This is a genomic window from Nonomuraea sp. ZG12 (assembly GCF_052068115.1).
Taxonomy (GTDB): domain Bacteria; phylum Actinomycetota; class Actinomycetes; order Streptosporangiales; family Streptosporangiaceae; genus Nonomuraea.
Window position 1 is genome coordinate 214,355 of record NZ_JBQHCW010000009.1, and the last position, 25,688, is coordinate 240,042.

Sequence of the window (25,688 nt, forward strand, 5' to 3'; positions counted from 1 at the left end):
CGGGGGTCGCTTGCAGGACAAATAGATAACGGGCGTTTGCCCAGGCTAACCGCGAGTGGAGCGAGCCGAACGATGAGCATGACCTCCATGGTCGTTCTCGGGCTGAGCATCGCCACCGTCCTCCTCCTCTTGGGGGCCTTCCTGGCCACCTTGCGACAGGACAGGAAGGGCCGCACGCCCGAGCAGCCGCTGGAGGTCGCTCCCGCCGAGCCACCGTTGGCTGCGCCGGTCAGCGTGCCGGGGCATGCCGGTGCCGACTACGTCGATCCGCGCACCATCAAGGTGGGCGACAAGATCGGCGTGCACGGGTCGCAGGCCCGCGTGCTCGGCGCCGTGCACATCTCCTGGCAGGGGCAGGAGTGGGTCGAATACCGGCTGCGCGACAGCGTCCGGCGGGTGCAGTGGCTGTCGGTGGAGTTGCGCAGGGGTATGAACCCCGGCGACCCGACCCACCTTGAGGTGCTGCTGTGGACCGGCGTGCCCACCGAGGGCATGATCCCGGCACGGAGCATGCTGATCATGGAGGGCGTCGAGTTCTTCCCGCTGGAGCGGGGCACCGCCGCGTTCCGGTCCGAAGGCAGCACCGGCATCCCCGACAGGGGCCTGCTCGACTTCGCCGACTACCGCGCCGGCGACGGGCGGTTGTTGTCCTTCGAACGCATCCAGGGCGCCTCCTGGACGGCCAGCTACGCCCAGCCCCTGGCGCCCGGCTCGATCACCATCGTCAGCCGCGCCTCCTGACCTGTCAGGCCAGCTCGACCTTCCTGGCGCCCGCCTTGCCGCCCTGCTGCCAGTCCTTCTGGCGCATGTCGTTGGTCCAGGTGGCGCCGCTGTAGGTGACCCGGCGCAGGTCGTACTTCTGTGCGTGGGCCACCGACCAGGCGGCCACCAGCCAGCCGCGCCGCGCGCTGGTGATGGACGTGCTGCCGAGCGCCCGGGTGAGCTGGCGGCGGGCCTCGCCCGCGCGCGGGCGAGGCGTGGCGCTCTGCCCGGCCTCCGGCGGATACCAGCAGTGCAGGGCCCGGGGGGCGCGCCCGGTGAACGCCTGGGCGAGGATCTTGGCCTCCTCCTCGTGCGGCGCGTAGGCCTCACCGGCGGCCGAGCGCTGCACCGCCTGGGCGGCCTCGGCCAGCGGCATCTTGCGGTAGCCCTTGACCTTCACCAGCGCGGCGAAGAACTTGTTGGTGGCGTAGACGGGGTCCAGGAGCTGCTTCTTCTTCCCCCAGCCCTGGGACTCGCGCTGCTGGAACACGCCGACCGAGTCGCGGTCGCCGTAGCCGACGTTGTAGAGCTTCGACTCCTGCAGCGCCGTCGCGTAGGCGATCACCACGGCGCGCTCGGGCAGCTTGCGCCGGGCCGCGACCGCCGCGATCGTGGCGGAGATCTGCGCCTGCTCGATGTCCAGGTCCCGGTCCCCCAGGGGGGTGCGCACGGTGCAGAAGGCCTCGGGCACGACCATCGGGTCGGCGCGTTTGAGCAGTTGGTAGAGGCCGAAGGTGATCGCCACCGCGAGGACGACGACGACCACCGCGATGGTGATGACTCCCCGGGAGAAGCGCAGGTGCACGCTGAGAAACCTACCCGGCCAGATAGGCTCCGTGCCCATGAAGGACGTGAGCACTCTGTCACCGGTACCCGCGGTGATAGACGCGTTGTGGGAGCGCCGCGCCGAGCTGTCACCGGCGGACCACGAGGCGCGCGCCGCCGTGGCCGGCGCCGTCGACCTGCTCGACCAGGGCAGGGCGCGGGCCGCCTGGCCGTCCGGCGACACGGTCGTCGTGGACGAGCGGGCCAAGCGGGCCATCCTGCTGAGCTTCAGGGTGCTCGGGCTGACCAGGTCGCAGGTGGGCGACTTCCACCACCACGACCGGCTGCCGCTCAAGAACACCCTGGACGGCGTGCGCGTGGTGCCCGGCGCCATCGCGCGCTGGGGCTCCTACCTGGCGCCGGGCGTGGTGCTGATGCCGTCCTTCACCAACATCGGCGCGTACGTCGACAGCGGCACCATGGTCGACACCTGGGCCACCGTCGGCTCCTGCGCGCAGATCGGCAAGAACGTCCACCTGTCCGGCGGCGTGGGCATCGGTGGCGTGCTGGAGCCGCCGAACGCGGCCCCGGTGATCGTCGAGGACGAGGCGCTGATCGGCAGCCGCGCCATGATCGTGGAGGGCGCCCGGGTGGGCCGCGGGGCGGTCGTCGGAGCCGGCACGATCCTGTCCGCCTCCATGCCGGTGATCGACGTGACCACCGGCGAGGAGCTGAGCCGCGGCCGGATCCCCGACTGGTGCGTCGCGGTGGGCGGCACCCGCCAGAAGGACTTCCCCGGCGGCACGTTCGGCCTGCCCTGCGTGCTGGTGCTCAAGCGCCTGGAGCCGGGGCAGCGGCACGACAAGGCAGCGCTCAACGAGGCGCTGCGCGAACACGGAGTGAACACCTGATGCTGGATCTCACGCAGGACGTGCGCACCCTGACCGCGGCCATCGTCGACATCGAGTCGGTGAGCGGTGCCGAGCAGGCGCTGGCCGACCAGGTGGAGCGGGCGCTGATCACCCTGCCGCACCTGAAGGTGGACAGATCGGGGCAGACCATCGTCGCCCGCACCGAGCTCGGCCGGGATGAGCGGGTGCTGATCGCCGGCCACCTCGACACCGTCCCCGTCGCCGCCAACCTGCCCAGCCGTGTCGAAGGCGACCTCCTCTACGGCTGCGGCACCTCCGACATGAAGGCCGGGGTGGCGGTCGCGCTGAAGCTGGCCGCCACGGTGCCCGTCCCCAACCGCGACGTCACGTACGTCTTCTACGACTGCGAGGAGATCGAGGCCGACCGCAACGGCCTCACCAGGCTCACCCGCGACCACGCCGACTGGCTGACCGCCGACTTCGCGGTGCTGATGGAGCCCACCGACGGGGTGATCGAGGGCGGCTGCCAGGGGACCGTGCGCGCCGAGATCGTAGTGACCGGCAAGCGGGCGCACAGCGCCAGGTCGTGGTTCGGGGTCAACGCCATCCACGGCATCGAGCCGGTGCTGGCCAGGCTCAACGCCTACCAGGAGCGGCTGCCGGTCGTCGACGGGCTGGAGTACCACGAGGGGCTCAACGCGGTCGGCGTGCGCGGCGGCGTCGCCGGCAACGTGATCCCGGACGAGTGCGTGGTCACGGTCAACTACCGCTTCGCCCCGGACCTGACGGTCGAGCAGGCCCAGGAGCACGTGCGGGAGGTCTTCGACGGCTACGAGGTCCGCTTCGTGGACGCGGCGCCCGGCGCGCGGCCGGGGCTCACCCACCCGGTGGCCGCCGCGTTCACCGCCGCAGTCGGCGGCACACCCCGGGCCAAGCTGGGCTGGACGGACGTGGCCCGCTTCTCGGCGCTGGGCGTTCCTGCCGTCAACTACGGCCCCGGCGACCCCAACCTGGCCCACCAGCAGGGCGAATACGTGTCACTGGCGAAGATCGCAGACAGCGAGCGGGCGATGCTCGCCTGGCTCGCGTCGTGACGGGACCCCGGACAACGTGAAAGTGGCTCTCCTCGCCGGCCATTTGGCGGGGAGAGCCACTTTCAGTCCCGAGCAGCACCCTCGCCGGTTAGACGCAGGCTCCGCGAAATTCGGTTCCAGGTTTCACGGGAAGTTTTTCAAGATTCTTCTGAGCGGCCTCCGCGACCGGCCCTGAGCCAGGTAGAGCTGGGTACCAGCAGGCCAGAGCGGCCATGGGAAAGCATGTGGAAGGGCTAGCGTGACCAACATGAAAGCAACACGCCGCGAAAGGCGCCGGGGACAGGCCGTGCTCCGGGGCAGCATGGTGGACGACAGCACGCACGACCAGCGTCTGCTGGCCCGGCAGGGGCCGGCCGACTGGGTGCACATGGACCCGTGGCGGGTGCTGCGCATCCAGTCGGAGTTCGTGGAGGGCTTCGGCCAGCTCGCCGAGCTGCCCCGCGCCGTCACCGTGTTCGGCTCCGCCAGGACCCCCGGCGACTCGCCCGACTACACGCTGGGCCGTGAGCTCGGCACCGCCCTGGCCCGCAGCGGCTATGCCGTGATCACCGGCGGCGGCCCGGGCGTCATGGAGGCGGCCAACCGCGGCGCCACCGAGGTCGAGGGCGGCGTCTCGGTCGGGCTCGGCATCGAGCTCCCCTTCGAGCAGCGCATGAACGACTACGTGGACCTCGGCATCGAGTTCCGCTACTTCTTCGTACGCAAGACCATGTTCGTCAAGTACTCCTGCGGCTTCATCGCGCTGCCCGGCGGCTTCGGCACGCTCGACGAGCTGTTCGAGGCGCTGACCCTGGTGCAGACCGGCAAGGTCACCTCCTTCCCCGTCGTGCTGATGGGCACGGAGTTCTGGGGCGGCATGATGGACTGGATCAAGGGCAGCCTGCTCGGCTCCGGCAAGATCGCACCCCAGGACCTCGACCTGATCACCGTCACCGACGACGTGGACGAGGCCGTGCGCCTCATCATGGACGCCGACCGGGCCAGGTCCGAGGTGGACGGGGAGGAGGAGCGGGCCGTCGGGGCCCAGGTGGCCGAGCCGCAATAACCCGGCCAATAAGCTGGCTCGTCGTGAACATCTGCGTCTACTGCTCCTCCAGCCAGCACATCGACGACAAGTACCTCGACCTGGCCGCCGAGGTCGGTGCCGAGCTCGCCCGGCGTGGCCACACGCTGGTGAGCGGCGGCGCCACCGTCTCCTGCATGGGCGCCGTCACCACGGCCGCGCGGGCCGCCGGCGGCCACACGGTCGGGGTGATCCCCCAGGTGCTCGTGGACATCGAGGTGGCCGACAGGGACTCCGGCGAGCTGATCGTCACGGCCGACATGCGCGAGCGCAAAGGCGTCATGGACGCCCGCTCCGACGCCTTCCTCGTGCTGCCGGGCGGCATCGGCACCCTGGAGGAGCTGTTCGAGATCTGGACGGCCAGGGTGCTCGGCATCCATGACCGCCCCCTGGTGATCCTCGACCCCTGGGGCCTCTACCAGCCGCTCCGAGACCTGGTAACCGGCATGTACGACCAGGGTTTCACCCGGGCGAACGTCTTCGACGCCATCTCCTGGACCACCACCGTCGAGCAGGCCTTCGCCCATCTGGAAGGCCGTCCCCAGCCGGTGCGGCCCAGCGTCGAGGAGCTGGGGGAGGCGGCGGGCTGAAGAGTCCCGTCCGGCACCGGGCGCGGCAAGTGCGGGACTCGTGCCCTGGTGGTATGAGTACGATGCCAATGTGCTGGTCATACTCGCCATCGCCGCGCTCGCCATCCTGGTCTGCGTGGTGCTGGTCTCCCTGGGCAAGGGCGGTGAGCTGACCGAGTTCCCGCCGGACGTGCCGCCACTCAACCTGCCCGAAGCCGGGCAGCTGACGGCTGTCGACTTCATGGCGCTCGAGCTGCCGGTCAACCTCGTCGGCTATCACACGCAGTCGGTCGACGAGACGCTGCGCCGAGCCGCCACCGCGATCAGCGCCCGCGACACCAGGATCGCGGTTCTGGAGCAGCGCGTCTCCGAGCTGCTGTCGCGCCGGCTGTACGCCCGCCAGGAGGCCTACGCGGCCCCCGGCGGCGGCCCGCGCACCGACCACGAGCCCGAGGCGCCCGCCACGCCGCGAGATCTGCCGGAGGAGGGCGACTCGCCGTCCGAGTCCGGTGACCACCTGCCGCAGGCGGTGAACGGCAATCCGGACCACGCTCCCGTCAGGTGGGGTGATCGGGAGGCGGCCGAGGCACCTGAGGTAACCGAGGCGGCTGAGGCGGCTCCTGAGGAGGCCGCCGCGGACGCTGACGGCGGCTCGCAGACGGGCACGCAGATGAGCACGAAGACGGGCGCGGAGACGGGCGCGACGGGCTCCGAGCAGGCGGCCGGGCAGGAGGCCGAGCCCGCTAGTGCCATGCTCGGCAAGGCCTCGGACGAGCGCCCGTGAACGAGATCATCCGATGCGCCTGGGCGGGCATGACGGACCCGCTCTACCTCGCCTACCACGACGAGGAGTGGGGCCGGCCGGTCCGAGGCGACGACAAGGTCTTCGAGCGGGTGACGCTGGAGGCGTTCCAATCGGGGCTGTCGTGGCTGACGATCCTCCGCAAGCGCGACAACTTCCGCGCCGCGTTCGACGGCTTCTCCATCGCGAAGGTGGCCGCCTACACCGAGCAGGACGTCGAGCGGCTGCTCGGCGACGCCGGCATCGTGCGCAACCGGGCCAAGGTGCGAGCGGCGATCGTCAACGCCAGGGCCGCCCTGGAGGTCCCCGCCGGCCTGTCGGACCTCGTCTGGCGCTACGCCGACCCGTCGCTCCCGGCGCCCAGGTCCATGGCCGACGTCCCGGCCGTCACACCGGCCTCCAAGGCGCTGGCCAAGGAGCTGAAGAAGCACGGCTTCACCTTCGTCGGCCCCACCACCGCCTACGCCCTGATGCAGGCCATCGGCCTGGTCAACGACCACATCGAGGGCTGCCTAGCCCGCGTCACCCCCCGGCTCAGCGACCGGTGAAGACCGGGCGTTCCTTGGCGAGGAAGGACTTCGTCGCGCTCTGGTGATCCCTGGTGGCGACGCACTCGTCCTGCAGGTCGGCCTCCAGGGCCAGCGCCTCCGGCAACGTGTGCGTCGCCGCGTACGCCAGCGCCCGCTTGGTGGCGGCGAAGGCCCTCGTCGGCCCGCCGGCGAGCCGCCGGGCGAGCTCCCCGGCGGTCTTGAGCACCTCGTCGGCGGGCACCATCCGGGTGACCAGGCCGAGCTCCAGCGCGCGCGTCGCGTCGACGGGCTCGCCGAGCAGCATCAGCTCGCTCGCGCGGCCGAAACCGACCAGGCGCTGCAGCGTCCAGGAGGCGCCGGAGTCAGGGGCCAGCCCGATGCCGGAGAAGGCCAGCGCGAACTTGGCCTTCTCCGAGGCGACCCGCAGGTCACAGGCGAAGGCGAGCGAGGCGCCCGCGCCGGCCGCCACCCCGTTGACCGCGGCCACGACGGGTTTGTCCATGGTGGTGAGCAGCTCGACGATCGGGTTGTAGTGCTCGCGCACGGTGTCGGCCAGGCCGCGGCCCGCCTCCAGGTTGGCCGCGTGCTCGTGCAGGTCCTGGCCCGCGCAGAAGGCCCGGCCCGAGCCGGTGAGCAGGACGGCGCGCACCTCCTGGTCGCCCGCCGCCCGCCGCAGCGCCTCCAGCAGCGCGGTCTTGACCTCGGCCGTCAGCGAGTTCATCGCGTCGGGGCGGTCGAGCGTGACGGTGGCGACGGCTTCGGTCATCTCGTAGCGAATCAATGCAGCTCCCTGTCGACGAACGCGGCGGCTGCGGGCAGCAGCCTGGCGGCCTCATGCTCGAAGAAGGCCCGCGCCTTCTCGCCCGGCCAACCGGCCGGCAGCAGCTCGGGTGGCAGGCCGGGGTCGCGGAACAGGAAATTTCGCCATCCGTGGACGAGTTTGCTCCTGGTCGCGAACACCCGGTCGGCCGATGCCCTCTCCGGCAGGGCGCTGACCAGCGTGACAGCCTCGGCGTGCCAGCTCTCGTACGCCTCGCCGATGGCGGTCAGATCCCACGCCCGCGCGACCAGTTCGCGCGGGTCGCCGTCGAGCGTCGCGTCGAATCTGTCGGCGCGCACGCCCTCGCCGTCGAGCAGGTTGTCCAGCTCGACGGCGGATCGGGGGCCGATCCAGGTCGTCTCCGACAGCGCGGCGTACCCGAGGAAGGTGAGGTCGGCCCTGATCCGTTCGCGGCGCGTACGCGCCTTGATCGGACCGAAGACGATCACATGCCAGTGGCCGTGCCAGGTCAGTGTTCCGGCTCGGTAAATTCTTAGCGCCGCCTCATCCAGCCGCCTGACGCACTTCGGGGTGAGCCCGTAGCCCGCACCCTGAGGAAGTCTCAGCGGCTGCAGCCATCCCTGCCGGACCATGCGGGAAACGGCCGTACGCACGGCCGGAGCGGCTATTTCCAGCGGATTCATCAACCGGACGAGCGCGGCCACGGACGCCTGCCCACCGCGCGAGCGCAGGTGGTCCCCATAGAGGTCGAACAGAGCGGCGCGTGCGTGCACGAAGTCCAGTTTGGACCCCTTCGCCACCTTGGACAACGCATTCTGGGAGGAGATCGTTACCCATGAGGGCTCTCGATGCGGGAGAATAGGACATCACAGAAGACGTGAATGCGCCGACCTCCCCCATGGAGGCCGGAAATCGCGGGCCGCGGGAGCCCAAGGCAGGAAGGGATGCACGCATGGCGGCGATGAAGCCGCGGACCGGCGATGGTCCGCTCGAGGTCACCAAGGAAGGGCGCGGCATTGTCATGCGAGTCCCCCTGGAGGGTGGCGGACGGCTCGTCGTGGAGATTTCCGCCGACGAAGCGAAGGCGCTCGGCGAGGCGTTGAAGAACGTCGTCGGCTGAGAGCTCCCGAGACAACTTTTCCGGCCCCACGACCCTGGCGTACCTGGCGCCAGGGTCGCTGACGTTGAAGGAGTGACAGTGCCCATTGAGACCGCCGCGTTGGTGGTCGCCGACGTTCCCGCCGACGCCGACCTGCTCGCCGTTCCTTACTCCTCGGAGCTGAATCCCGCGCTCGCGGTCGACCTGCACGTGCCTGTCGCCGACCTGCTCGCTCATTACGAGGCCAAGGGTGAGGCGGGCGAGATCGTCGAAGTCCCGGTGGCGCGGGAAGGCGGTGTCGGCCGGGTGCTGTTCTACGGCGTGGGCGACGGCTCCCCCCGGGCCTTGCGCAGGGCGGCGGCCGCGGTCAGCCGCCGGGCGCGCGGCAGGGAGGGGATCGCCGTGGTGGTGCCGGACGGCGACGTCACGGTGTTCGCCGAGGCCGCGCTGCTCGCCTGCTACTTCTTCAAGATCGGCACACCCGGCAAGAAGCCCGTGGCCGCGATCACCTTCGTCGGCGCCGACGAGCAAGGCGTACGACGCGGCCGGATCGTGGCGCGGGCGGTCGCGCTCGCCCGTGACCTGGCCAACACGCCGGCGTCGGTCAAGACCCCCGCCTGGCTCGCCGACCGCGCGGTCGAGCAGGCCGTCGAGCAGGGCGGCGGGCAGGGCGTCACCGCTCGGGTGTGGGACGAGGAGCAGCTCAAGGCCGGCGGGTTCGGCGGGCTCGTCGCCGTCGGCATGGGCTCGGCCAACCCGCCCCGGCTCATCCAGCTCTCCTACACGCCCGCCGAGCCGGCCACCCGGCATGTCGTGCTCGTGGGCAAGGGCATCACGTTCGACTCCGGCGGCCTGTCGCTGAAGCCGACGGCGAACATGAAGACCCAGAAGACCGACATGGCCGGCGGCGCCGCCGTCATCGCCGTCCTCGGCGCGCTGGCCGAGCTCGGCGCACCCGTCCGGGTCACCGGCCTCATCGCCTCGGCCGAGAACATGCCGTCCGGCACCGCCCAGCGCCCCAGCGACGTGATCACGCAGTACGGCGGCCGCACGGTCGAGGTGCTCAACACCGACGCCGAGGGGCGGCTGGTGCTGGCCGACGCGCTCGCCTACGCCGACGCCGAGCTCGACCCCGACGTGGTCGTCGACATCGCCACCCTCACCGGCGCGATCACGGTGGCGCTCGGACGCGACGTCGGCGCCGTCTACTCCACCGACGACGACCTCGCCAAGCAGCTCGTGGACGCCGGTCAGTCGAGCGACGACAAGCTGTGGCGGATGCCGCTGATCGAGGACTACGCCGCCGGGCTGCGCTCCTCCATCGCGGACCTGTCCAACGTCGAGATCGGCTCCACCTACGGGGGCGGCTCCATCACGGCGGCGCTGTTCCTGCGCGAGTTCGCGGGCAAGAGGTCCTGGGCGCACCTGGACATCGCGGGCGTGGGGCGCAGCACGGTGGACGAGGGCGTCCTGGCCAAGGGCGCCACCGGGTTCGGCGTGCGGGTGCTCCTGGAGTGGCTGACCAAGCCGTAGCCGAGCCGTAGCCGAGCGTACGGCCCGCTATTCGGGGCTATTCGGCGATCTTGACCGCGGCGAGCAGACCGTCGCCCAGCGGCATCAGCAGCGAGCGCAGGCGGTCGTCCGCCTGCACGAGCTTGCCCAGCTCGCGCAGCGACACCGTGTCAGGGTCACGCTGCGCGGGATCGGCCACCCGGTTGTGCCACAGCACGTTGTCGAAGGCCACGATCCCGCCCACCCGCAGCAGGCGTACGGACTCCGCCAGGTAGTCGGCGTACTCCTGCTTGGCGGCGTCGGCGAAGACCAGGTCGTAGCCGCCGTCGGAGAGCCGCGGCAGCACGTCGAGCGCCCGGCCCGCGATCAGCCGCACCCGCCCGCCCGCGAACCCGGCCTCCGCGAACGCCTGACGGGCCAGCCGCTGGTGCTCCGGCTCCACGTCGACGCTCGTCAGCGTGCCGTCGGCGCGCATGCCGCGCAGCAGCCACAGGCCCGAGACGCCGCAGCCGGTGCCGACCTCGACGACCGACTTGGCGTTGAGCGCGGTGGCGAGGAAACAGAGCGCCGCTCCGCCACCGGGAAGGATGGGCGGAGCCCCCATTTCCAGCCCGCGCTGCCGCGCCGCGTGCAGGATCTCATCCTCATGATGGAACTGCTCCGCATAGGCCAGAGTGGCCTCTACCGGACTGGTCATCGGCCTCCTCCCCCCACTTTCGTGCGATTGGTCACCGATCGCAGCCTAGGGGAGACACGCCGGGACGGGAACTCAGGAGGGCCTCGAGGCGTTGCAGGTTTAAACGGGCTTTGCCGGTCTGGAAGGCAGCCAGTGCGCACGGAGGGACAAAACCAGGCACTATGGCGGTAGCGGTGGTCCCAGAGAGAGGAGTGCTGGTGGACGAAAGTGACCACCAGGCTGATACTCCGATGTCAAATGCGCCCGAGTCCGGCGCGATGTCAAACGTGCCAGAGTCTGGTGTGAGTTCAAGCGCGCCCGAACCCGACTGGACTCCTCCGTCGTGGGACGAGGTGGTGCGGAACCATTCCGCACGCGTCTATCGCCTGGCCTACCGTCTGACGGGCAATGTTCACGATGCCGAGGACCTCACTCAGGAGGTCTTCGTCCGGGTCTTCCGATCGCTGTCGAGCTACACGCCCGGCACGTTCGAAGGCTGGCTGCACCGGATCACGACCAACCTGTTCCTCGACATGGCGCGGCGCAAGCAGCGCATCAGGTTCGAGGGGCTCGCCGACGACGCCGCCGAGCGGCTTCGCGGTCGTGAGCCGTCACCGGCGCAGGCATTCGACGACGCACACCTCGAGCCGGACATTCAGGCCGCGCTCGACGCGCTCACCCCGGAGTTCCGGGCGGCGATCGTGCTGTGCGACATCGAAGGCCTGTCGTACGAGGAGATCGCGGCCACGCTCAGCGTCAAGCTGGGGACGGTCCGGAGCCGTATACATCGTGGCCGGGCGCAGTTGCGCGAGGCGCTCGAGCATCGGGCTCCCCGTAATTCCCAACTCCCCCCGACCTTCACCCGTGGGGAGGAAGTCTGACATGGCTCATCTTGGTGAACGTGTATCCGCGCTCGTGGACGGCGAGCTCAATCACGCCGAGCGCGAACGCGCCCTTGCCCATCTGACGTTCTGCGCCGACTGCAGGCGGGAGGTGGACTTGACGCGGGCGCTCAAGTCGCGCCTGCGCTCGATGGACCATCCGCCGATGCCGGCCGATCTCACGATGTCGCTCCTGCGCATGTCCGAGCCCGGCGGGCCGTTGCCGCCCCGGGAGCGGCCTTTCCCTACCCGGACGTTCGGCGGCGTGCCGATCCCTGGGCCGCACAGCATCGCCCCTTTGGACAACCGCCCGGGAAGGGGCGCCCATGGTGGCGCTTCTTCGGGTCCGGGCCGCGGCGGTAGAAGCCGCCGCACCACCTACGTGGCGGTCAGCGTGGTGTCCGCGGCCGTCGCGCTCGGCACGTTCTTCGCCGTGTCCGGCGCCGGGCAGCAGGGCACCCCGCCGGCGGTCGAGCTGGTCAAGCGGGTGCAGCAGCCGCCCTCGGTGACGCCGACAGCCCCGCCGTCCACCGCCACACCCTGAAAGCCCGGCCCTGCTGGGATACTCGTGATGGCGTAGTCCGTGGTGTGGGGGGCATACGATCTGGGATCGGGATTTGTCAGAGAATTTACTGACAACTGCTTTACGACTCTCGTATGCCGATCGCGCCATGATTGCGGTGTCCGAGCAAGGAGTGGTGAGAACTAGATGACCGACGAGACGCGCCCCACCGAAGGACGCACGCCGTCGGACAGCTCCGGGCCACAGGGAAGGCCGGAGTTCCTGCCGGCAGGTGGGCAGCCGGAGCAGTCCGGCGACCCCTCCGGCAACCCGTGGGGCGACCCCTCGGGCAGCGGCAACTCCTACGACGACAACGCGTTCGGCGCCCGCCGTGGCGACACCCGCGCGTACGACGGCCCCGCCTTCGGGGAGAACCCGTCCTTCAGCGGCGACAACCCGTTCGCCAGACCCCCCGGCAACGACGGCCCGTCCTTCCGGCCCAGCGGTGAGAGCCCCGCCTTCCAGTCACCGGGTGGTGAAGGCCCGGCTTTCCGGCCCGGCGGTGGTGAAAGGTCCCCGTTCCAGCGGCCCGGTGGCGACGACTCCGCCTTTCAGCGGCCCGGCGGTGACGACTCCGCCTTCGGTGGCCCCGGTCCCTCCTTCGGCAACCCCAGCGGGGAAGGCCCCGGTTTCGGCAATCCGAGCGGCGAGACCCAGACGTTCGGCGATCCGCGGGGTGACGGTTTCGGCAACCCCGGAGGCTCGAACTACGGCACCTCGGAGTGGCCGTTCTTCGGCAACCAGGGCCGCGGCAGCATCCCGCCGCCACCGCCGAACGCCCTCGGCATGGGGCCCGCCTGGGCGCCACCGCCTCCGGGCGGCTCGCCGGGCGGCGCCACGGCCGCGGGCAGGCGCGGTCCCAGCACCGCGTTCCTCGTCGTGCTCGCCACGGTCATCGCGCTCACCGCGTCCCTGCTCGGCAGCGCGGGGACGTACCTGCTGACCAGGCCGAGCGGCGGCACCGACCCCAGCTACAGCCTTCCCCAGGCGCCGACCGGCGCCACCAACCGGGCGCCCGACTCCGTCGCCGGTGTCGCGTCCCGGGTGCTGCCCAGCGTGGTCTCCCTCGAAGTCGGCAACGGCGGCAACACCGAGGGCGCGAGCGGCTCAGGCTTCCTGATCAAGGACGGGTACGTGGTGACCAACAACCACGTGGTCGCCCTGGCCGCCAAGGATGGCGTCATCAAGATCATGTTCAACAACCGCAAGACCACGACCGCCCGCATCGTCGGCCGTGACCCAGGCTCCGACCTGGCCGTGGTCAAGCCCGAGGAGACCTTCGGCACCCCGGAGGCCACGCTCGGCAACTCCGACCAGGTCGTCGTCGGCGACCCGGTGATCGCGATCGGCTCGCCGCTGGGCCTGACGGGCACGGTCACCACCGGCATCGTCAGCTCGATGAACCGCCCGGTCATCGCGGGTGACGAGAGCGGCGCCAGCGGCGAGGAGCCCGCCTACATCAGCGCCATCCAGACCGACGCGGCCATCAACCCCGGCAACTCGGGCGGCCCGCTGGTCAACGGCAACGGCGAGGTCATCGGCGTCAACTCCGCCATCGCCACCCTGAGCCGCTCCATGACCAACCAGAGCGGCAGCATCGGCCTCGGCTTCGCCATCCCGGTCAACCAGGCCCGCCGCGTGGCGCAGGAGCTGGTCACCACGGGCAAGGCCAAGCGCCCCAAGATCGGCATCGTGCTGGACCGGGAGTACACCGGCGAAGGCGTCCGCATCGCCACCGGCAACCTGGGCGGCCGGCCGTCGGTGGACAAGGGCGGCCCCGCCCACCAGGCGGGCCTCAAGCCCGGCGACGTGATCGTGGAGATCGACAGCGTACGCCTGCAGGACGGCAACGAGCTGATCGCGCTGATCCGCAGCAAGGCGCCCGGCGCCAAGCTCACCATCAAGTACGAGCGCGACAACGAGGAGCACACGGCGACCCTGACGGTGAGCGCCGACGAGGAACCAGCCCCCACCCCGTCCTGACGCGCCCCGCCCGCTATGGGGGTTATAGGGTCCGGACGGGGCCCAAAAGGCTTTCGCCCTATGTGTGGTGAATTGGTACCGGCAGGAGAGGTCGGCTCACGCCGGACAGCCCTTACCCTGGGGATAGGCCGAGGCCGATTCCTCGGGGCGGTGGATTGCTAGGAGCTCAGGTGTTCGGACTTGGCTGGATGGAAATCGGCGCGCTGATCATCATCGCGTTGCTGGTCTTCGGTCCGAAGAAGTTGCCGGAAGTGGCTTCCCAGGCCGGCCGGACGCTGCGCAACCTGCGCCGGATGGCCAACAACGCGCGCGACGACCTGCGTGCGGGCCTGGGCCCGGAGTTCTCCGACTTCGACCCGGCCGACCTCAACCCGCGCAACTTCGTACGCAAGCATCTCCTGGACGACGTCGAGGACGACTGGAACGCCAAGCCCGAGCTGGACCCCGCGCCCGCCTACGCGGGCGCTCCCGGGGGCGAGCTGGGCTTCGGCGAGATCCCCCCGTACGACTCCGAAGCCACCTGAGACTGCCGCAGCTGAACACGTGAAGGCCCTCCCGGACATTCCGGGAGGGCCTTACCCATGGGCCCCTCCGAGGAGGGGCGAGCCGGGCGTGGGCGGTCAGGCGCGGTTGGGGGCGAGGCCCAACTGGAGGCCCTTGAGGCTGGAGGAGCGCTTGCTCAGCCGGTCGGCGATCTGGCGCAGCTCCGACGCGGCGGGCGAGTCGGGGTCGGTCAGGACCAGCGGCTTGCCTTCGTCGCCGCCCTCGCGCAGGCGCAGGTCGATGGGGACCTGGCCGAGGAGGGAGACGCGGGTGCCGAGGGTGCGGGTGAGCGCGTCGGCGACCGTCTGGCCGCCGCCCTCGCCGAAGACGTTGATGCGGTCGTCGCAGTGGGGGCAGGGCAGCCAGGCCATGTTCTCGATGACGCCGGCGATCTGCTGGTGGGTCTGGGCGGCGATGGAGCCCGCCCGCTCGGCCACCTCGGCGGCGGCCATCTGCGGGGTGGTGACGACCAGGATCTCGGCCGACGGCAGCCGCTGGGCCACCGAGATGGCGATGTCGCCGGTGCCGGGCGGCAGGTCGAGCAGCAGGACGTCGAGATCGCCCCAGTAGACGTCGGCGAGGAACTGGTGCAGGGCGCGGTCGAGCATCGGGCCGCGCCACACCACGGCGCTGTTGCCCGGCGGCTTGAACATGCCGACCGAGATGACCTTGATGTCATGCGCCACCGGCGGCATGATCATGTCTTCGACCTTGGTGGGCCGTTCGGCGGCGCCGAGCATGCGCGGGATGCTGTGGCCGTAGATGTCGGCGTCGACGATGCCGACCTTGAGCCCGTTCGCGGCCATGGAGGCGGCCAGGTTGACGGTGACGGAGGACTTGCCGACGCCGCCCTTGCCGCTGGCCACCGCGAAGACGCGGGTCAGCGAGCCCGGCTGGTTGAAGGGGATCTCCTTCTCCGGACCCCGGTCGCCGCGCAGCGTGGTCTGCAGCTTCTTGCGCTGCTCGGTGCTCATGACGTCGAGCTCGATCTCGACGGCGGTGACGCCGTCGAGCTTGGCCACCGCGGCGTTGACGTCGCGGCGGATGGTGTCCTTCATCGGACAGCCGGACACCGTGAGGTAGATCCCGACGCCGACCTTGCCGTCCGCGGCGATGTCGATGCTCTTGACCATGCCGAGGTCGGTGATCGGGCGACGGATCTCGGGGTCGATGACGGTGGCGAGGGCGGCCGTCACCTGTTCCTGGGTTGGTGCCATCGAAGTCTCGGCACACCCATGACCGAGGGGTGCCGTCCCTCCTTTGCCGGTATATGTAGGACAGGCGCTGGACGCCAGTTGAGGATGCCCCTCAATGGTATGAACCTGCGGAGCGGCCTCGGTAATCCACGTGGGCGAACCGAGCTTTCCCAGGCTACTCCGTGACCCCCCTGCCCGACGAGGAGCCGCCTCACCGGTGCTCCCCGAGCTCATCGCCCAGCCGCTGGAGCTCCGCGCGCAGATAGTCGCGGGTCGTCACCTCGCTCAGGGCCAGCCGGAGGCCGGCGATCTCGCGGGTCAGATACTCGATGTCGGCCCGGTTGCGCTCGGCCGTCACCCGGTCGTGCTCGTACTGTACGCGGTCCCTGTCGTCCTGCCGGTTCTGCGCGAGCAGGATGAGCGGCGCGGCGTAGGAGGCCTGCAGCGACAGCATGAGCGTGAGGAAGATGAACGGGTACGGGTCGAACTGGAGGCCGGCCGGGACCGAGGCGTTCCAGATGATCCAGATCGCCACGAAGACGGTCATGTAGACCAGGAAGCGGGCCGTGCCGAGGAAGCGGGCGATCCGCTCCGACAACCGGCCGAACGCTTCCGGGTCGTAGTGCGGCCGCCGTGCGCGGCGCAGGTCCCGTGGCTGGTCCAGGCGTTCTGTCGTCACGGTTGGGCCCTCTCGCGCCAGTCCTCGGGGAGAAGGTGGTCGAGGACGTCGTCGACCGTCACGGCGCCGACGAACCTGTTGAGCTCGTCCACGACCGGAGCCGCGACCAGGTTGTAGTTGGCCAGGTAGAAGGCGACCTCCCGGAGCGTGAACTCGGGCTTGATCGGGTCGATCGACGGGTCGATGACGCCGCCCAGCAGCGTGGACGGCGGATCGCGCAGCAGCCGCTGGAAGTGCGTCACGCCGAGGTAGGCGCCCGTGGGCGTCTCGTTGGGCGGCCTGGTGACGAACACCTGGGCGGCGACGGCGGGCAGCAGGTCCTGCTGGCGGATGTGCGCGAGCGCCTCGGCCACCGTGCTGCTCGGCGGGAGGATCACCGGCTCGGTGGTCATCATGCCGCCGGCGGTGTCGGGCGGGTAGGTGAGCAGCCGCCGCACCGGGGCGGCCTCGTGCGGCTCCATGAGCGCGAGCAGCTCTGCCGCCTTCTCCTCGGACAGGTCGTGCAGCACGTCGGCGGCGTCGTCGGGGCCCATCTCCTCCAGCACGTCGGCGGCCCGCTCCGGCTCCAGCATGCCGAGGATGGTGATCTGGTCGCCGGGGGGCAGCTCTTCGAGGATCTCGGCGAGCCGTTCGTCGTCCAGGGCGCGGGCGATCTCGATGCGCCGCTTGCCGGGCAGGTCGTGCAGGGCGCCGGCGATGTCGGCGGCGCGCATGGACTCGAAGGAGGCGATCAGCCCGGCGGCTCCCTGGTCCTCCTGCAGGATGTCGAACCCCGACACCTCGCTCCAGTCGACGATCGCGGGGTCGCGCCTGCGCCTGCTGCGGTAGACGGCGACCTTGGTGATCTCCCAGGTGGACGGCCTGGTCTCGGTCATCGCCACGTCGTAGACGGTCACCGGCTGCCCGTGCACCCGGACGGTCAGGTCCAGCATCTCGCCGATCACCAGCGTCTCGGTGGCGCGCTGCTCGAACCTGCGGACGTTGATCCGCCCGGTGAAGACGACCGCGCCGGCCTCGATGCCCCGCACCCGGGTGATGGGTAGGAACACCCTGCGACGTGGTTGCACCTCGACCACCATGCCGTGGACGCTCGGCGGCCGGCTGCCGCGCAGTCCGGTCACGACGTCCCTGATGCGGCCGATCTTGTCGCCGGCGGGGTCGAAGACCGGCGTGCCGGCCAGGCGAGCCACGAAGATCTGCACGTCAACCAGGCTAACAGTGCCATGGCATTGCGCCTGGGACCCGAGACGTGTCAGTATCAAACGTTTTCTACGCTCATTACTTCTCAGGCGGTGTGTCATGCGGTATACGGGGCTCGCGATCGCTTTCGTGTCCTCGGTCTGTTTCGCCTTCTCCGGCCCTATGGCGAAATATCTCATCGCCGCCGGAATGGCCCCGATGGAGGCCGTCTGGGTGCGCATGGCGGGCGCGGGGGTCCTGTTGATCGCCGTACTGGCCGTGGTGAAGCCGTCGGCGTTGCGGATCCCGCGCGAGCGGCTGCCGTTCTTCGCGATGTACGCGATCGTCGCCGTGGCCGGGGTGCAGTCCCTCTACTTCGCGGCGATCACCCGGCTGCCGGTGGGCGTGGCGTTGCTGCTGGAGTTCATGGCGCCGGTGATGGTGGTGGTCTGGGTGCGGTTCGTGCAGAAGGTACGGCTCGCCCGCGCCGCCTACGTGGGCGCGGTGATCGCGGTGATCGGGCTGGCCATCGTGGTGGAGGTCTGGGCCGGGCTCCAACTGGACGCGCTGGGCCTGCTCCTGGCGCTGCTGGCCGGCGCGTGCTGCGCCGGATATTTCCTGATGAGCGATAGCTTCGGGTCGGATGTGGACCCACTCGGCCTGATCGCCTGGGGGATGACCGGCGCGGCCGTGGTGCTCGTGCCGTTCTCCCAGCCGTGGAACATCCCGTGGAGCGCCTTCACCACGACCGCCACCCCCGACGGCGCCACCCCCCTGCCGGTGCTGGGCGCGTATCTGTGGATGGTGCTCGTCGCCACGATGGCCGGCTACATCCTCGGCGTGAACGCGGTGCGCCGGCTGTCGGCGGCGGTCGGGGCCACGGTGGCCTCGCTGGAGGTCATCGCCGGCGCCGTGGTGGCGTGGGTGCTGGTGGGCGAGGCGCTCGGCGCCTTCCAGATCATCGGCGGCCTGATCGTCCTGTCGGGCGCGCTGCTCGCCCAGACCGCCACCGTCGCCCGTCAGCCGGCGGCGGTGCTCGCGGAGCCGGTGCGTACCGGCTGAGGCGTGAGCCGCACGACCGTGGAGCTCTCGGCCCAGCGCTCGGTGAGGTGCTCGCTGTCGCGGGCGTTGAGCCGCTCCTTGGCGAGCAGGGCGATGGCCTCGGCCTCGGCCGACTGGTCCACCACCGTCGACTGGTCCACGACCGTGACGGCGGCCTCGAAGTCCACCAGCCTGGCGCCGTTGTCCTTGCTGCGCAGCGTGACGCGGACGGAGCCCAGCGCGGCGAGACCGGGCAGGTCCTGCTCCTGCCCGCCCGTGACCACGTAGAGGGAGCCGTCGTGCCAGGAGTGCCAGGCCAGGCGGGGGCGGTCCAGGTCCAGCCAGCAGATGCCGGACTTCTTGGCGCCTTCCTGGATGGCGGCTGTGGGGTCGCTCACAGCACGACTCTAACCCGGCTCCCGCCTCCGCGAGAGCCTGCACGAGTGCCTGTACGAGTGCCTCCGCGAGTGCCTCCGCGAGGGTCGGAGAGCCGGGGCGGGGACGTTGCCGCTAGCGTGTGTGCGCATGCGCTCACGTCGGTCCGTTCTCGCAGTCCCCGGCAGCAGCCCCCGCTTCCTTGAGAAGGCGCAGAGTTTGCCGGTCGACGAGGTCTTCCTCGACCTGGAGGACGCGGTCGCGCCACTGGCCAAGCAGGAGGCGCGGCAGAACATCGTGGCCGCCCTGCGCGAGGGCGACTGGACCGGCAAGACACGGGTCGTGCGGGTCAACGACCTGACGACGCAGTGGACGTACCGCGATGTGATCGAGATCGTGGAGGGCGCCGGCGACAGGCTCGACTGCCTGATGCTGCCGAAGGTGCAGGACCCGACCGAGATCGTCTGGCTCGACACGCTGCTCACCCAGATCGAGAAGACCATGGGCTTCGAGGTGGGCCGGATCGGCATCGAGGCGCAGATCGAGAACGCGCGCGGCCTGGTGAACGTCGACGCCATCGCCGGATCGTCGCCCCGGCTGGAGACGCTGGTGTTCGGCCCGGCCGACTTCATGGCATCGATCAACATGCGCACGCTCGTCGTGGGCGAGCAGCCGCCCGGCTACGAGGAGGGCGACGCCTACCACTACATCCTGATGAGGCTGCTCATGGCCGCCAGGATGCACGACCTCCAGGTCATCGACGGACCGTACCTGCAGATCAAGGACGTCGACGGCTACCGGCGGGTCGCCCGGCGCTCGGCGGCGCTCGGCTTCGACGGCAAGTGGGTGCTGCACCCGTCGCAGATCGACGCCGCCAACGAGGTGTTCTCGCCGTCGCAGGAGGATTATGACCACGCCGAGCTGATCATCGAGGCGTACGAGCACTACACCACGGTCGAGAAGCGCGGCGCGGTCATGCTGGGGGACGAGATGATCGACGAGGCCTCGCGCAAGATGGCGCTCGTCGTGGCGGCCAAGGGCCGGGCCGCCGGGCTGAGCCGTACGCAACGGTTCAGCCCGAACGGTTAGACCTTGAAGCCGATCGTGGTGAAGAACCAGAAGGACGAGGTCAGCCAGAGCCCGACCAGCGCGGTGAACGCCAGCCCGCCCAGCACCGGCAACGTCCAGCCCGGCGCGTCCTGCTTGCGCAGCGACAGCAACTTCGTGGTGAACACCCCGTAGAAGAAGCAGCCGAGCACCGAGTGGATCAACACCCGTGGCGCGTCGTACTGCAGGCCCAGGGCGTACAGGCAGTGGAAGGCGACCGGGATGGTGAGCAGGAAGGCCAGCCTCCCGGACCAGCGGTGCACGCCGGCCGGGATGTCGACGCCGAGCCTGCCCCACATGGACAGGGCCGACACGACCTGGACCACGGCGAGCACGGTCGCGCCCGTCGTCAGCCACACCTTCATCGGCAGCGCGGCGGAGAAGCCCGCGATGCCGACCGCGAACCCGGTCGGCGGGTGCACGCGCCCGTAGACGCCGAGCGCGACCATGATCAGGCCGCCGACGAACAGCGGCATCAGCAGGGAGGCGGTGTCACGCGCCGGAGGTCGCTGGATGGCGGTCATCGCATCTCCTCGATGAAGCCGTCGACGTCCTCAGGCGTGACGGTCGTGCCGTTGACGGATACGGGGCTGGTGGGCGAGTCGCCGTCCAGCTCGGGGATCGGCACCCGCTTGTCGTCCTGGAACGCGGTGCCGACCTGCGTGAAGCCGCCCTGCGGCCGCTTCAGCACGATCCAGCCGGCGCGTACCCTGGCGCCTCTGACGATCGCGCTGGCCCGGTACAGGCCGGAGGGCTTCACCGCGGTGGGGGCGACGAAGCTCCACTTCTTGCCGCCGACCGCGACCTGGCCGGTGGCCTTGCCGCCGGCCAGCTCGGCCGTGACCTTCGCGCCGCCGAAGCCTTCGAGTTCGAGGTCGCCGCTGCCCGCGTCGCCCTTGAACCAGGCCTCGATCTTGCCGTCGCAGAAGTAGCCGACGGCCTTGCCCTTGCGCAGACTGATGGCGATGAGGCCGCCGTTGCCCTTGACGCGGCCCGCGTAATCGGCCTTCTTCGGCGCGGGAGGCGTCGATTCCTCGAACGTGGGCGTGTCGGTGGGCGACGGGCTCGGCTCGGCCGCCGCCGTCTCGGTGCCCTCAGGGGTTTCCTCGGGTGCTTGGCTCGCTGTTTCTGTGTCGTTCGCTGTGGCGGCGGTGTTGTCCGCCGCCGGTGTCGCCGTGATGCTGGCGACACCCAGCCCCAACGCGAGCACGGCGCCCGCCGTCAGGGTGACGATAGGTCCCAGCCTTGACATGGACTTCTCCCAGGGTCGAAATGCTTACCCCCCGAGCATCCGCCGAAATAGCTCGACCGTCTGTGAACTATTGCGCACCGGCCGGACAGAATATACAGATGCAGGAGAACCCCGGGTCTCATCCGCCGTTCGGCGCGCAACCGCCCTATCCATACACACCACCCCAGCCACCACGGCCGTCGTGGTTTCTTCCGGTGCCCCTCGGCGCCCGTTATGACCACCTGGCCAGGACCACTGCGAGTGAGCTGTGGCGTCAGGTCGTCGGCACGCTCCTGGTCGCGGTGAGCTTCTTCGCCGTCGGCGTGATGGTGATCGGCGGGGGCGCCGTCGTGGCGTGGCTGCTGGAGATCCCGCCGCCGGCGGATCCGGAGCAGATCTCCAGCGACCCGGTGTTCGGGCTGGTGGTGTTGCTGCTGTCGCTCTCGGCCGTGCTCCCTCTGGTGTTCGGTACGGTCGCGCTGGTGCAGCGCCGCGCGCCCGGGACGCTGTCCTCGGTGGCCGGGCGGCTGCGCTGGTCGTGGCTGCTGCGTTGCTCGGGCGTGGCCGTGCTGGCGCTCGCGCTGGGGCAGATGGCGCAGTTCGCCGCGCTGGCGTCCACCGGGGAGACGGTGGACGGCATGTTCGGCTGGACCGGGTGGGAGCGGTTCCTGCCGGCGCTCATCGTCATCGTGCTGCTGGTGCCGTTCCAGGCGGCCACGGAGGAGTACATCTTCCGTGGGTGGTTCCTGCAGGCGTTCGGGACCCGGCTGCGCAATCCGCTGTGGGGCATCCTGATCAGCTCGGCGCTCTTCGCGTCGCTGCACGGGTACTCGTGGGCGGGGCTGGTCGACGTGTTCGCCTTCGGGGCGGCGATGGGGTTCCTGGCGGTGCGCACCGGCGGGTTGGAGGCGCCGATCGCCCTGCACGTGGTGAACAACATGGTGGCGTTCGGGCTGAGCGCGGCGGCCGGGCAGCTCGAAGACGCTCTTCAACAGGACAAGGTGCCGGTGCCGTGGCAGTCGCTGGTGGGGACGGTGGTGCAGCTCGGGGTGTTCATCATCGGGGTGCTTTACCTCACAAGAAAGCGGTCAATCAGCACTATTTCCGGATAAAACTCCGAGGGGTGCCGGGAATCTCGCTAGAGAGCTCTCGCCATTCCGGCTTCGGCATGCTGCTCTGGACGTTGTGGACGTACGAGAAAATCGGAGGTGATCATTTCCGGCGGCCGGGGTAAAAGTAGTCCCGGGTTCCACCAACTCGACGAGTTCGACTAGGAGGTACGGCGCGTGGCCTCCGGCGCCAGTGAACCGCCACGGCGACCGCCGGGTGACGACGATCCGCGTGCTGACGACGGGCGCGCCCCGGATCGGCATCCTTCCGATGAGCCCAGGATTCGGCATTCCCCGCCCGGCCCCTCGGACGACAGGACCGGCGCACCGCCGCTGAGCTCACCCTGGGGCATGCCGCCCTTCGCCGCACCCACCCCCGAGGACCCCCAGGACCCCCCGAAGGGCCGCAGACCGTACAGCTCCCCGACGGCGGAGCCCGAGGTCGAGCCGCGCCGCCGCCGCACGGTCGACCGCCCCGACAAACTCGTCGCCAGCGGCCCACCCCGCCCCACCACCCCGCCCTCCCAGCCGCCCTCCTCCGAGCCGCCGTCCTCTGGGCCGCCGCCATCCGATGCGCCGCCTGACGTCCGCGAGCAGCCGGCCCGCCGCGACCCCAGAACGGCCCCCTACCGCATGGCGCACCGCCCACCCGCCCCCGGCGCCGCCCCCACCCATGCCGGCGAGGACCCCGTACGCCCACCTGACGCAGCGTCGCCGTACGCCGGTGAGGAGCCCGTACGGGCATCCGACGCCGGGCCCGCGCACGGCGGGGAGGAGGTCGCGCGGGCCTCTGGCGTCGCGCATGACGACTTCGGGCACGACGAGGAGTTCGTACGGCCGCCCGATGAGCAGGCGGATGACGGCGAGGAGTCGGTGCGGCGGGTGGGTCGGCCGCCCGGCGGTCGGCCCACGCGGCCGGATCTGCTGGTCGCGTCCGGGCCGGAGCGGTCGTCCAGCGGCAGGCACCACCGGGGGCCGGCGCCGGCCGCCCTTCGACGGGCGGGGCCGATGCGGCGGCGGCGCGGTGTTCCCGTCCCGGTCGTGCTGGCGGTGGCGCTGGCCGTGCTGGTGGCGGGCGGGGTGCTCGTGTGGCAGTGGGGCGGCGCCGGTGATCCGGGGCTGAGCCTGGCCACGGGCACCGGGCGGTCGGGGGACGACCTGTTCACCGTCCCCGCCTCCACCGGCCAGGGCTCGGTCCAGAAGCTCAACGACGTGGTCGCGGTGGGCGGCGCGGTCGTGGCTGTGGGCAGTGACACCACGAGCCCGACGCCGCGCCCGCTCTTCCTGTTCTCGCCGGACGGCAAGAAGTGGCAGCTCGGCAAGGTGACCGGCTCGACCACGCCCACGGTGCGGCGGGTCGTCGGCGGCGCGGGCCGCTGGCTGGCCAGCGGCGGTGACGGGCTGACCGAGCGTGGCATGTGGACCAGCGCCGACGGGCTGACCTGGCAGGCCGTGGAACCGGCCGGTATGGCCGCCTTCCGCGACGGTGACCTGGTCAACGACATCGCCAGGACGGCCTCGGGTTTCGTCGCGGTCGGCCGGGTGGCCCAGCAGGACGGCGGTTCCGGGACGGCCGCGTGGCGGTCGACGGACGGGCGTGCCTGGGAGCGGGTGGAGACGCGCGGCCTGGGCGTGGGGGAGCTGAAGGCGGTGGTCGCCAAGGGTGACACCGTGGTGGCGCTGGCCCAGCCGGGGCAGGGCGACGGCTCGCGGGTGATCCGCTCGGCCGACGGCGGGCGCAGCTGGCAGGCGACCGGCTTCCAGCTGCCCGAGGCGCAGCCGAGGATCGGCTCGCTGGCGGTGGCGCCGAAGCGGTTCGTGCTGGTGCCGACGCGGCAGCGGACGATCGCGGGCGACGTGCGCGTCTACTGCTCGCCGACCGGCGCCGAGTGGTCGCAGTGCGGCACGATCGGCGGCCTGAGCAGGACGAGCCCCGGGGTGGAGTCGCTGATCTCGCACGCGTCCGGGGTGGCCGCGATCAGCCAGGCGAGCCTGGGCGGCTACTCGGTGCTGAACAGCGCGGACGGCCGCGACTGGGACGAACGGGCGGAGCTCCGCGACCTGGCGGGGGCGACGCTGCGCGGGTTCGCGATCTCGCGGGGCGGCACCCTGTTCGCGGGCGGCGACCAGGCGGCGGCGGACGTGGACAACCAGCTCGTCCTGATGACCGTGCCGTCGCGGGGCAAGCCGTCGCGCGTCCGGCTCGAACAGGTGGCGGGCCTGTCCAGGGTGGCCCGCGAGACCAGCAGAGTGGCCGGCCACGAGGGCAGGTACGTCGCGGTCGGCTCGGCGTCGGGCGACGCCGGCATCTGGACCAGCCTGAACTGGCAGGACTGGAGGTCCATCAGCCTCGGCGGCCAGGGCTCGCAGCAGCTGCACGACGTCGCCTTCGGCCGCCGCGGCTGGCTGGCGGTCGGCGGCACGCAGACGGCCTTGCAGGTCACCGAGCCGCTGCTGGTCACCTCCCGGGACGGACGCCAGTGGAAGAGGGTGGGGATCTCCGGTGACCTGGCGCGTCCGGGCGACCACCCGTACCTCGACGCGCGGGTGCTCGCCGCCGGGCCGGAAGGTTACGTGCTGGCGGGCGAGGACAGAGCACCTTCCGGTACGGTCTCCGCCGCCGTCTGGTTCACCCCTGACCTGCGCAGGTTCACCCGGTCCAAGAAGCTCCCGCAGGGCGGCTCGAACGTGCGCCTCCACGACCTGGCGGCGACCCCTGCCGGGTATGTGGCGGTGGGCGGCGCGGGGGCCGGCGGGGACGAGAGCGGCGTGGTCTGGGTATCCGAGGACGGCGTCAACTGGAAGGCCCGCAAGCGGGTGGCGCCGCCGGAGTCGACCTCGGCGGGGCTGCGGCAGGTGGCGGCCTTCCAGGACCGGCTCGTCGCGATCGGCACCGCGCAGCCGTCCACCGGCGGCCGGCGTGCCTTCTCCGCGGTCTCCGAGGACGACGGGGTCACCTGGACGACGGCCTGGCTCCCGGCGGAGCGGGCGGCCGAGGTCTACGACCTGGCGGCGGCGGAGCAGGGCCTCGTCGCGGTCGGCCGGCACGGCGAGCCGGGCGAGGGTGACAGCGCGGCGTGGATCTCCCGGGACGGCTCGGCATGGAGCCGCCTGGACCTGGCCCAGGACCGGCTGGGCGGTCCGGGCGGCCAGTGGCTGACAGCGGTCACGGTGGCGGGCGAGGAGGTGGTGGCACTGGGCCGCTCCACGACCTACAGCGACGACCACCTCATCCTGTGGACCTCCACCCTCACCGCCAGCCGATAGTCCCCGGCTG

General features: G+C 70.9%; 27 protein-coding genes. 17 read left to right on the plus strand and 10 right to left on the minus strand.

The genetic code is table 11. From position 1 onward, the window contains the following. Nucleotides 1–72: 72 nt before the first annotated feature. Nucleotides 73–741: a DUF4178 domain-containing protein gene (locus tag ACTMTF_RS25485; protein ID WP_441112931.1), complete on the plus strand. Its 669-nt coding sequence runs from the start codon at nt 73–75 to the stop codon at nt 739–741. 4 nt (nt 742–745) lie between these two features. Here the strand turns inward: ACTMTF_RS25485 and ACTMTF_RS25490 are convergent, their stop codons facing one another. Beyond that, nucleotides 746–1,567, minus strand: a complete 822-nt coding sequence (locus tag ACTMTF_RS25490; protein WP_441112932.1) for a hypothetical protein — start codon at nt 1,565–1,567, stop codon at nt 746–748. A 37-nt stretch (nt 1,568–1,604) separates the two neighbouring features. Between ACTMTF_RS25490 and ACTMTF_RS25495 the strand changes: the two genes are divergently transcribed. The 6 genes from ACTMTF_RS25495 (at nt 1,605) to ACTMTF_RS25520 (ending at nt 6,475) form a co-directional block, all read left to right on the plus strand. Continuing rightward, nucleotides 1,605–2,438 (plus strand): 2,3,4,5-tetrahydropyridine-2,6-dicarboxylate N-succinyltransferase, encoded by an 834-nt coding sequence (locus ACTMTF_RS25495; RefSeq protein WP_441112933.1) that lies wholly within the window; start codon nt 1,605–1,607, stop codon nt 2,436–2,438. Next, entirely contained in the window at nt 2,438–3,493 is a 1,056-nt protein-coding gene (gene dapE / locus ACTMTF_RS25500) for a succinyl-diaminopimelate desuccinylase (protein ID WP_441112934.1), read from the plus strand. The genes ACTMTF_RS25495 and dapE overlap by 1 nt, the downstream gene beginning before the upstream one ends. 247 nt (nt 3,494–3,740) lie before the next feature. Further along, on the plus strand, nt 3,741–4,538 hold the full coding sequence (locus tag ACTMTF_RS25505; RefSeq protein ID WP_441112935.1) for a TIGR00730 family Rossman fold protein: 798 nt from the start codon (nt 3,741–3,743) through the stop codon (nt 4,536–4,538). 23 nt (nt 4,539–4,561) lie between these two features. Continuing rightward, nucleotides 4,562–5,146 (plus strand): TIGR00730 family Rossman fold protein, encoded by a 585-nt coding sequence (locus ACTMTF_RS25510; RefSeq protein ID WP_441112936.1) that lies wholly within the window; start codon nt 4,562–4,564, stop codon nt 5,144–5,146. Nucleotides 5,147–5,216: 70 nt separating this feature from the next. Continuing rightward, entirely contained in the window at nt 5,217–5,909 is a 693-nt protein-coding gene (locus ACTMTF_RS25515; protein ID WP_441112937.1) for a hypothetical protein, read from the plus strand. Beyond that, the gene (locus tag ACTMTF_RS25520) at nt 5,906–6,475 is read left to right on the plus strand and encodes a DNA-3-methyladenine glycosylase I (RefSeq protein ID WP_441112938.1); all 570 of its coding nucleotides are present in this window, start codon (nt 5,906–5,908) and stop codon (nt 6,473–6,475) included. Before ACTMTF_RS25515 ends, ACTMTF_RS25520 begins: the two co-directional genes overlap by 4 nt. Here ACTMTF_RS25520 and ACTMTF_RS25525 read toward each other — a convergent pair. Beyond that, nucleotides 6,462–7,223 (minus strand): enoyl-CoA hydratase-related protein, encoded by a 762-nt coding sequence (locus ACTMTF_RS25525; RefSeq protein ID WP_441113010.1) that lies wholly within the window; start codon nt 7,221–7,223, stop codon nt 6,462–6,464. The two genes, ACTMTF_RS25520 and ACTMTF_RS25525, sit on opposite strands and share 14 nt — an antisense overlap. 11 nt (nt 7,224–7,234) lie before the next feature. After that, complete coding sequence (locus tag ACTMTF_RS25530; RefSeq protein WP_441112939.1) at nt 7,235–8,011, minus strand: PaaX family transcriptional regulator; 777 nt, start codon at nt 8,009–8,011, stop codon at nt 7,235–7,237. A gap of 179 nt (nt 8,012–8,190) precedes the next feature. Between ACTMTF_RS25530 and ACTMTF_RS25535 the strand changes: the two genes are divergently transcribed. Beyond that, nucleotides 8,191–8,358 carry a DUF3117 domain-containing protein gene (locus tag ACTMTF_RS25535; RefSeq protein WP_020545024.1) on the plus strand — a complete coding sequence of 56 codons (168 nt, stop codon included), beginning with the start codon at nt 8,191–8,193 and terminating at the stop codon, nt 8,356–8,358. Nucleotides 8,359–8,436: 78 nt separating this feature from the next. Next, a complete protein-coding gene (locus ACTMTF_RS25540) occupies nt 8,437–9,870 on the plus strand; it encodes a leucyl aminopeptidase (RefSeq protein ID WP_441112940.1) in 1,434 nt (477 codons plus the stop codon). A gap of 37 nt (nt 9,871–9,907) precedes the next feature. Here the strand turns inward: ACTMTF_RS25540 and ACTMTF_RS25545 are convergent, their stop codons facing one another. Then, a complete protein-coding gene (locus ACTMTF_RS25545; protein ID WP_397011710.1) occupies nt 9,908–10,546 on the minus strand; it encodes an O-methyltransferase in 639 nt (212 codons plus the stop codon). Between the two features lie 161 nt (nt 10,547–10,707). Between ACTMTF_RS25545 and sigE the strand changes: the two genes are divergently transcribed. The 4 genes from sigE to ACTMTF_RS25565 all read left to right on the plus strand — a co-directional run bounded on the left by sigE (nt 10,708) and on the right by ACTMTF_RS25565 (nt 14,475). Next, entirely contained in the window at nt 10,708–11,406 is a 699-nt protein-coding gene (sigE, locus tag ACTMTF_RS25550; protein ID WP_441112941.1) for an RNA polymerase sigma factor SigE, read from the plus strand. Between the two features lies 1 nt (nt 11,407). Further along, a complete protein-coding gene (locus tag ACTMTF_RS25555) occupies nt 11,408–11,950 on the plus strand; it encodes an anti-sigma factor family protein (RefSeq protein WP_441112942.1) in 543 nt (180 codons plus the stop codon). A gap of 165 nt (nt 11,951–12,115) precedes the next feature. Next, nucleotides 12,116–13,951: a trypsin-like peptidase domain-containing protein gene (locus tag ACTMTF_RS25560; RefSeq protein WP_441112943.1), complete on the plus strand. Its 1,836-nt coding sequence runs from the start codon at nt 12,116–12,118 to the stop codon at nt 13,949–13,951. 170 nt (nt 13,952–14,121) lie between these two features. Beyond that, nucleotides 14,122–14,475, plus strand: a complete 354-nt coding sequence (locus ACTMTF_RS25565; protein WP_397011702.1) for a sec-independent translocase — start codon at nt 14,122–14,124, stop codon at nt 14,473–14,475. Between the two features lie 96 nt (nt 14,476–14,571). On the opposite strand, the gene ACTMTF_RS25570 is transcribed toward ACTMTF_RS25565, so the two are convergent. The 3 genes from ACTMTF_RS25570 to ACTMTF_RS25580 all read right to left on the minus strand — a co-directional run bounded on the left by ACTMTF_RS25570 (nt 14,572) and on the right by ACTMTF_RS25580 (nt 17,571). After that, a complete protein-coding gene (locus ACTMTF_RS25570; RefSeq protein WP_441112944.1) occupies nt 14,572–15,711 on the minus strand; it encodes an Mrp/NBP35 family ATP-binding protein in 1,140 nt (379 codons plus the stop codon). A gap of 190 nt (nt 15,712–15,901) precedes the next feature. Further along, entirely contained in the window at nt 15,902–16,369 is a 468-nt protein-coding gene (locus tag ACTMTF_RS25575) for a DUF1003 domain-containing protein (RefSeq protein WP_441112945.1), read from the minus strand. Then, entirely contained in the window at nt 16,366–17,571 is a 1,206-nt protein-coding gene (locus tag ACTMTF_RS25580) for a magnesium transporter MgtE N-terminal domain-containing protein (RefSeq protein ID WP_441112946.1), read from the minus strand. The genes ACTMTF_RS25575 and ACTMTF_RS25580 overlap by 4 nt, the downstream gene beginning before the upstream one ends. Nucleotides 17,572–17,668: 97 nt before the next feature. On the opposite strand from ACTMTF_RS25580, the gene ACTMTF_RS25585 reads away from it, so the two are divergent. Continuing rightward, on the plus strand, nt 17,669–18,610 hold the full coding sequence (locus ACTMTF_RS25585; RefSeq protein ID WP_441112947.1) for an EamA family transporter: 942 nt from the start codon (nt 17,669–17,671) through the stop codon (nt 18,608–18,610). Here the strand turns inward: ACTMTF_RS25585 and ACTMTF_RS25590 are convergent. Continuing rightward, nucleotides 18,568–18,987: a hypothetical protein gene (locus ACTMTF_RS25590; protein ID WP_441112948.1), complete on the minus strand. Its 420-nt coding sequence runs from the start codon at nt 18,985–18,987 to the stop codon at nt 18,568–18,570. The genes ACTMTF_RS25585 and ACTMTF_RS25590 overlap by 43 nt on opposite strands. Nucleotides 18,988–19,114: 127 nt before the next feature. Between ACTMTF_RS25590 and ACTMTF_RS25595 the strand changes: the two genes are divergently transcribed. Further along, entirely contained in the window at nt 19,115–20,053 is a 939-nt protein-coding gene (locus ACTMTF_RS25595; RefSeq protein WP_441112949.1) for an HpcH/HpaI aldolase/citrate lyase family protein, read from the plus strand. Here the strand turns inward: ACTMTF_RS25595 and ACTMTF_RS25600 are convergent. Next, nucleotides 20,050–20,595 carry a DUF6529 family protein gene (locus ACTMTF_RS25600; RefSeq protein WP_441112950.1) on the minus strand — a complete coding sequence of 182 codons (546 nt, stop codon included), beginning with the start codon at nt 20,593–20,595 and terminating at the stop codon, nt 20,050–20,052. The genes ACTMTF_RS25595 and ACTMTF_RS25600 overlap by 4 nt on opposite strands. Then, nucleotides 20,592–21,323, minus strand: a complete 732-nt coding sequence (locus ACTMTF_RS25605) for a hypothetical protein (protein ID WP_441112951.1) — start codon at nt 21,321–21,323, stop codon at nt 20,592–20,594. The genes ACTMTF_RS25600 and ACTMTF_RS25605 overlap by 4 nt, the downstream gene beginning before the upstream one ends. Before the next feature lie 194 nt (nt 21,324–21,517). Here ACTMTF_RS25605 and ACTMTF_RS25610 point away from each other — a divergent pair, with 194 nt between their 5' ends. Next, on the plus strand, nt 21,518–22,414 hold the full coding sequence (locus ACTMTF_RS25610) for a lysostaphin resistance A-like protein (RefSeq protein ID WP_441112952.1): 897 nt from the start codon (nt 21,518–21,520) through the stop codon (nt 22,412–22,414). A gap of 348 nt (nt 22,415–22,762) precedes the next feature. Continuing rightward, nucleotides 22,763–25,678 (plus strand): hypothetical protein, encoded by a 2,916-nt coding sequence (locus ACTMTF_RS25615; RefSeq protein ID WP_441112953.1) that lies wholly within the window; start codon nt 22,763–22,765, stop codon nt 25,676–25,678. Nucleotides 25,679–25,688 lie beyond the last annotated feature (10 nt).